This window comes from Agromyces binzhouensis (assembly GCF_004135055.1).
Taxonomy (GTDB): Bacteria; Actinomycetota; Actinomycetes; order Actinomycetales; family Microbacteriaceae; genus Agromyces; species Agromyces binzhouensis.
Genome location: NZ_SDPL01000228.1, coordinates 1 through 4,981, shown reverse-complemented (window position 1 = coordinate 4,981; position 4,981 = coordinate 1). Strand labels below are relative to the sequence as shown.

Below are 4,981 nucleotides of genomic sequence, written 5' to 3'. Positions count from 1 at the left end.
TGCGCCGCCGGTCGAAGCGGCTCGCCGCGGCGAAGGCGTAGCGCGCCGCGGCGAGCCGGTCAGGCGCCGTCGTCCCCGGTTCCGTCGGCGTCCGCTGCGGTGTCGCCGCCGTCGTCCTCCTCGGCCAGGAGCTCCCGCACGCGCGGCACCACCTCGGTCGCGTAGAGCTCGATCGTGCGCAGCATCGCCTCGTGCGGCAGCGTGCCGTTGGAGTACTTCAGGTCGAAGCGCTGCGCACCGAGCGAGCGAAGCGTCGCGGCGATCTTCTGCGCGACGGTCTCGGGCGAGCCCGCGTAGAGCGCGCCGTTCGGGCTCGCCTCGCCCTCGAAGTGCTCCCGGGTGACGGCGCCCCAGCCGCGCTCGCGGCCGATGCGGTTCATGATGACCTCGTAGTGCGGCCAGAGGGTCTCGAGCGCCTGCTCGTCGGTGTCGGCGACGATGCCCGGCGAGTGCACCGCGATCGGCTGCGACTCGTGCCCGAACTGCGTGAGCGCCCTGCGGTAGAGGTCGGCGAGCGGGGCGAAGCGCGCCGGGCTGCCGCCGATGATCGCGAGCACGAGCGGCAGGCCGTAGTGCGCGGCGCGCACGACGGACTCGGGGCTGCCGCCGACGCCGACCCAGGTGCGCAGTCGTCCGTGCTCGACCTTCGGGAAGACCTCCTGGTCGGTCAGCGAGGCGCGCAGCTTCCCGGTCCACGTCACCGGCTCCTGCGGGAGCAGTGCCGAGAACAGGTTGAGCTTCTCCTCGAACAGGTCCTGGTACTGGCTCAGGTCGTAGCCGAACAGCGGGAAGGACTCGATGAACGATCCGCGTCCGAGGATGACCTCGGCACGGCCTCCGGAGACCGCGTCGAGGGTCGCGAACCGCTGGTAGACGCGCACCGGGTCGTCGGAGCTCAGGACCGTGACCGCGGATCCGAGGTGGATGCGCTCGGTGCGGCCTGCGATGGCCGCGAGCACGACCTCGGGGGCCGAGACGGCGAACTCGTGGCGGTGGTGCTCGCCGACGCCGAAGAAGTCGAGGCCGAGGCGGTCCGCGAGCTCCGCCTCCTCCACGACGTTGCGCAGGACCTGCGCCTGCGGAAGCGGCTCGCCGTCCGGTCCGAGCGTCACGTCGCCGAAGGTGTCGAGTCCGAATTCGTGGTTGCGCGCCATCCGCTGCTCCCCTGTCGTGTGATCGATGCATCTGCATGCACCTGATCGGAACCCCGTCAGCTGAGAGACTATTCCGTGCGGCTCGGGGAATGTCCGTCCCAGTGATCGCGTTCTCGATGGTGACGACGCCGATCGGCCGACGTCGCGACGACGCGCCCGCGGCAGTCGGCCCGGATGGAGGAGCGCACGTGGCGGAACGACCGACGATCGGCATCTTCGGAGCCGGCAAGGTGGGCACGGCGCTCGCGCGCCTGCTCGTCGATGCGGGCTACGAGGTGGCCCTCGCCGGCTCGCCGCGGCAGACCGCGCTCGAGCTGCTCGTCTCGGTGGTCGCGCCCGGAGCGCGCGTCGCCGACTCCGCGCGCCTGGCCGACGAATCCGACGTGATCGTCGTCGCCGTGCCGTTCGGCAAGGCGCCGACCGTGCCCTGGGACGCCTTCGACGGCAAGGTGGTGGTGGATGCCACCAACTACTGGCCGCCCGTCGACGGGCACATCCCCGAGGTCGACGCCGACGAGCGCACCACGAGCGAGATCCTTGCGGCCCTGAACCCGGCGGCCCGCGTCGTGAAGTCCCTCAACCACCTCGGCTACCACGACATGGAGGACGACCCCATGCCGCCGGGCTCGCCGCTCCGGCGCGCGATCGCGGTCGTCGGCGACGACGCCGACGCGCGCGAGGCGGTCGCACGCATCATCGACGACCTCGGCTTCGATCCCGTCGACGGCGGAGCGCTCGGCAACGGGCGCGCGCTCGAGCCGGGCCACCCGGCGTTCGGCCGCGAGCTCTCGGCGAGGGAGCTCGCGAGCCTGCTCGAGGCCGAGCGCGCGGTGGCCGCGTGACGACCGTGCGTCAGCGGCGCTGAGGGGTCAGGCCGAGACCGGCCCGTCCGTCTCCGGGTCGCTCACCGGCCGAGGCGGTTCCTCGTCGGCGGAATGCTCGCGCTCGATGCGCGCCGTCCCGAGGCGCTGGCGCAGGTCGACGAGGCCGACCACCAGGGCCACGACGAGCAGCGCTCCGACCGCGGCGATGCCGACCGCGTACGCCTGGTGGAACACGTCGATCCGGGGCTCGGCGCCCTGCGTGCGGTACACCGTCGAGTAGAACAGCGAGAGCGCGACGGCCGTGCCGATCGCCGTGCCGATGCGCTGTCCGAGCTGGCCGACGGACCCCGCCAGCCCGCCCCGCCGGATCGGGATGTCGGCGAGCGCGAGCACCTGGTTCGGCGCGATCACGAACCCGCCGCCGGCGCCGCCGATCAGCATCACGGCCGCCATGAGCCACGGCGTGAGCTCCGGCGGCGTCGACACGGCAACGAGGACGAGCAGCCCGAAGCCGATGAGGAGCATCGCGAGTCCCGCGACGACGAGGGGTCGCCCGACGCGGTTCACGAGCCGGCCCCCGAGCCACGAGGTGTAGGCGCTGGTGAGCGCGAAGCCGATCGTCACCATCCCGGCGAAGACCGGTTCGAGCCCGAGCCCCTGCTGCAGGTACAGCGTCGTCAGCAGGAACGACGCCGGCATCGCCGCGAAGTACACCGTGGCGAGGAGCGTGCCGTTCCGGTACGAGCGGAGCGAGAAGAGGTCGAGGGGCACGAGCGGGGCACGGCCGGATGCCGCGTACCGACGCTCCCACCAGAGGAACGCCGCGAGCGCCACGGCGAAGACGACGAGCGTCCACCAGCGCGCCGGGTCGTCGTCGGGCGATCCCGTGGTGAGCAGGAACGGCCACATCAGCGATGCGACGACGACGCCGAAGATCGCGACCCCGACCGGGTCCAGCGAGATGCGCCGCGTGTCGCCGGGCGGCCGCCCCGGCAGCAGGCGCGCGGCGAACGCGATCGCGACGAGGGCGAGCGGCACGTTCATCCAGAAGATCCCGCGCCAGCCGTCGGTGGGCCCGCCGATCGCGATCGCGAGCCCGCCGAGCGTCGGGCCGAACGCCGTCGAGATGCCGATCGTCGCGCCGAACAGCCCGAAGGCCGCCCCGCGCTCCGCGCCCTGGAAGAGCTGCTGGACCAGGCCGAGGACCTGCGGCATCTGGATGCCGGCGGCCACTCCCTGCAGCAGGCGGCCGACGAGCAGCACCGGAGCGCTCGGCGCGATCGCGCAGATGAGGCTCGTGAGCGCGAACAGGCTGAGCCCCACGATGAACATCGTCTTGCGCGACCCCTGGTCGCCGAGCCGGCCCGCAGGCACCAGCGTGAGACCGAACGCGAGCACGAAGCCGGAGACGAGCAGTCCCAGCTCGGTCGGCCCGGCGCCGAGGGCCTCCTCGATCGACGGCAGCGCGACGTTGACCTTCGTCAGGTCCATGATCGTGAGGGCGGCGACGCCGACGCAGACCCAGTAGGCGCGCCACCGGTGATCGTTCGCGTCGCGAACGGGAGGCACGGGGGGTTGCGACATCCGGTCCAGCCTACGCCCGGTCCCCGGACGCGTCCGCCGCGCGATCCGGCGTCCCCGACTGGCGCGCGAGCGCCGACCGGGCTACGGCTGCAGGCGCTCCACGCGCCAGGGCGATCCCGGCCCGGCGTCCGCGTCGCGCTCGAACACGAGACGGTCGTGCAGCCGCGAGGTCCTCCCCTGCCAGAACTCGATCCGCCACGGACGGAGCCGGTAGCCGCCCCAGCGCTCGGGGCGGCGGATGTCGTCGACGCCCGAGTACTCCTCCTCGAGTTCGCGGACGCGATCCTCCAGCTCGGCACGCGAACCGATCGGCCGCGACTGGCGGCTCGCGGTCGCGGCGATGCGCGAGCCGTACGGTCGGGTCGCCCAGTACGCATCCGACTCGTCGTCGTCGACCGTCGCGGCGGCGCCGGTGACGATCACCTGCCGGTGGATGAGGTACCAGGGGAACAGCAGCGTCGCGGTCGGGTTCGCCGCGAGCGCCAGTCCTTTCCGCGATGAACGGTCCGTGTAGAAGACGAACCCCCGATCGTCGACCCCGCGCAGCAGCACCGTCCGGCTGGACGGCGTGCCGTCGGCGCCGATCGTGCCGAGCACCATCGCATTGGGCTCGTACACCCCGCGGTCGTCGGCCTCGGCGAGCCACAGGTCGAACTGCACGAACGGGTCGGGGGCGAGCCGCCCCTCGTCGAGCCGCTCCTCGCCGTAGTCCTTGCGCCGGGTCAGGGCGTGCTCGACAGCCCGCTCGATCCGGTCGGGGTCGATCGCGTCGCTCATGCCTCAAGCGTACGAGGAGACGACGAAGCCCCCGGGATCCGAGCGGATTCCGGGGGCGTTCATCAGGTTGGTGGACCCAGGGGGATTCGAACCCCCGACCTTCTCATTGCGAACGAGACGCGCTACCAACTGCGCCATGGGCCCGAGCCGACAACGACTCTACCATCCCGACAGGGGTGGTCCGGACCACCCGGATCAGACGGCGGTGCGACGGCGGCGCAGCACCTGGTCGAGGTCTCGCATGCCCGGCTCGGCGCCCTCGACGATGCCCATCCGCGCGTAGGGATTCGCCGACTCGGACGCGGAAGCGGCCTGACGCCGCGTCGCCGCGTCGCCGGCCGCCTGCGTCGGTGCCTGGTCGACGGATGCCGCGGGCGGCCGGAGCACGGGGACCTGGGGCTCCATCCGCTCGGCACGCTCGGCGAGCTCTGCGTCGGTCGCGGACCGCTTCAGCTGCTCGGCCTCGGCGATCGACGCCATGACGCTCGCGGCGATCGTGCCGCGCGAGAGGTGGAGCGGCTTGGGAAGCGGCTGGGGCGTCCACCCGGGCGCCTCGGCGGTGTCGGCGTCCTCGACGTCGATGGGCTCGAACGGCTCGGCGACGGGCACCGCGATCGGGGCCGCGGCGGCCGGGGCGGGACG

The 4,981-nt window shown here is 72.8% G+C and carries 4 protein-coding genes, 1 tRNA gene and 1 pseudogene; 1 reads left to right on the top strand and 5 read right to left on the bottom strand.

The window, feature by feature from the left end:
- Window positions 1-59 precede the first annotated feature (59 nt).
- Window positions 60-1,154, bottom strand: a complete 1,095-nt coding sequence (locus ESO86_RS11380; RefSeq protein ID WP_129235091.1) for an LLM class flavin-dependent oxidoreductase — start codon at window positions 1,152-1,154, stop codon at window positions 60-62.
- A 188-nt stretch (window positions 1,155-1,342) separates the two neighbouring features.
- Between ESO86_RS11380 and ESO86_RS11375 the strand changes: the two genes are divergently transcribed.
- Window positions 1,343-1,996, top strand: a complete 654-nt coding sequence (locus tag ESO86_RS11375; protein ID WP_165307689.1) for an NADPH-dependent F420 reductase — start codon at window positions 1,343-1,345, stop codon at window positions 1,994-1,996.
- 27 nt (window positions 1,997-2,023) lie between these two features.
- On the opposite strand, the gene ESO86_RS11370 is transcribed toward ESO86_RS11375, so the two are convergent.
- The 4 genes and pseudogenes from ESO86_RS11370 to ESO86_RS18905 form a co-directional block, all read right to left on the bottom strand.
- A complete protein-coding gene (locus ESO86_RS11370) occupies window positions 2,024-3,562 on the bottom strand; it encodes an MFS transporter (RefSeq protein ID WP_129235087.1) in 1,539 nt (512 codons plus the stop codon).
- An 81-nt stretch (window positions 3,563-3,643) separates the two neighbouring features.
- A complete protein-coding gene (pdxH, locus tag ESO86_RS11365) occupies window positions 3,644-4,339 on the bottom strand; it encodes a pyridoxamine 5'-phosphate oxidase (RefSeq protein WP_129235086.1) in 696 nt (231 codons plus the stop codon).
- A gap of 68 nt (window positions 4,340-4,407) precedes the next feature.
- Window positions 4,408-4,483, bottom strand: a tRNA-Ala gene (locus tag ESO86_RS11360).
- A 51-nt stretch (window positions 4,484-4,534) separates the two neighbouring features.
- A pseudogene (locus tag ESO86_RS18905) lies at window positions 4,535-4,981 on the bottom strand (hypothetical protein); the annotation flags it as partial.

Coding starts and splice junctions, on each gene's coding strand:
- ESO86_RS11380 (WP_129235091.1), bottom strand. CDS start 1,154: ATGGCGCGCAACCACGAATTCGGACTCGACACCTTCGGCGACGTGACG.
- ESO86_RS11370 (WP_129235087.1), bottom strand. CDS start 3,562: ATGTCGCAACCCCCCGTGCCTCCCGTTCGCGACGCGAACGATCACCGG.
- pdxH (WP_129235086.1), bottom strand. CDS start 4,339: ATGAGCGACGCGATCGACCCCGACCGGATCGAGCGGGCTGTCGAGCAC.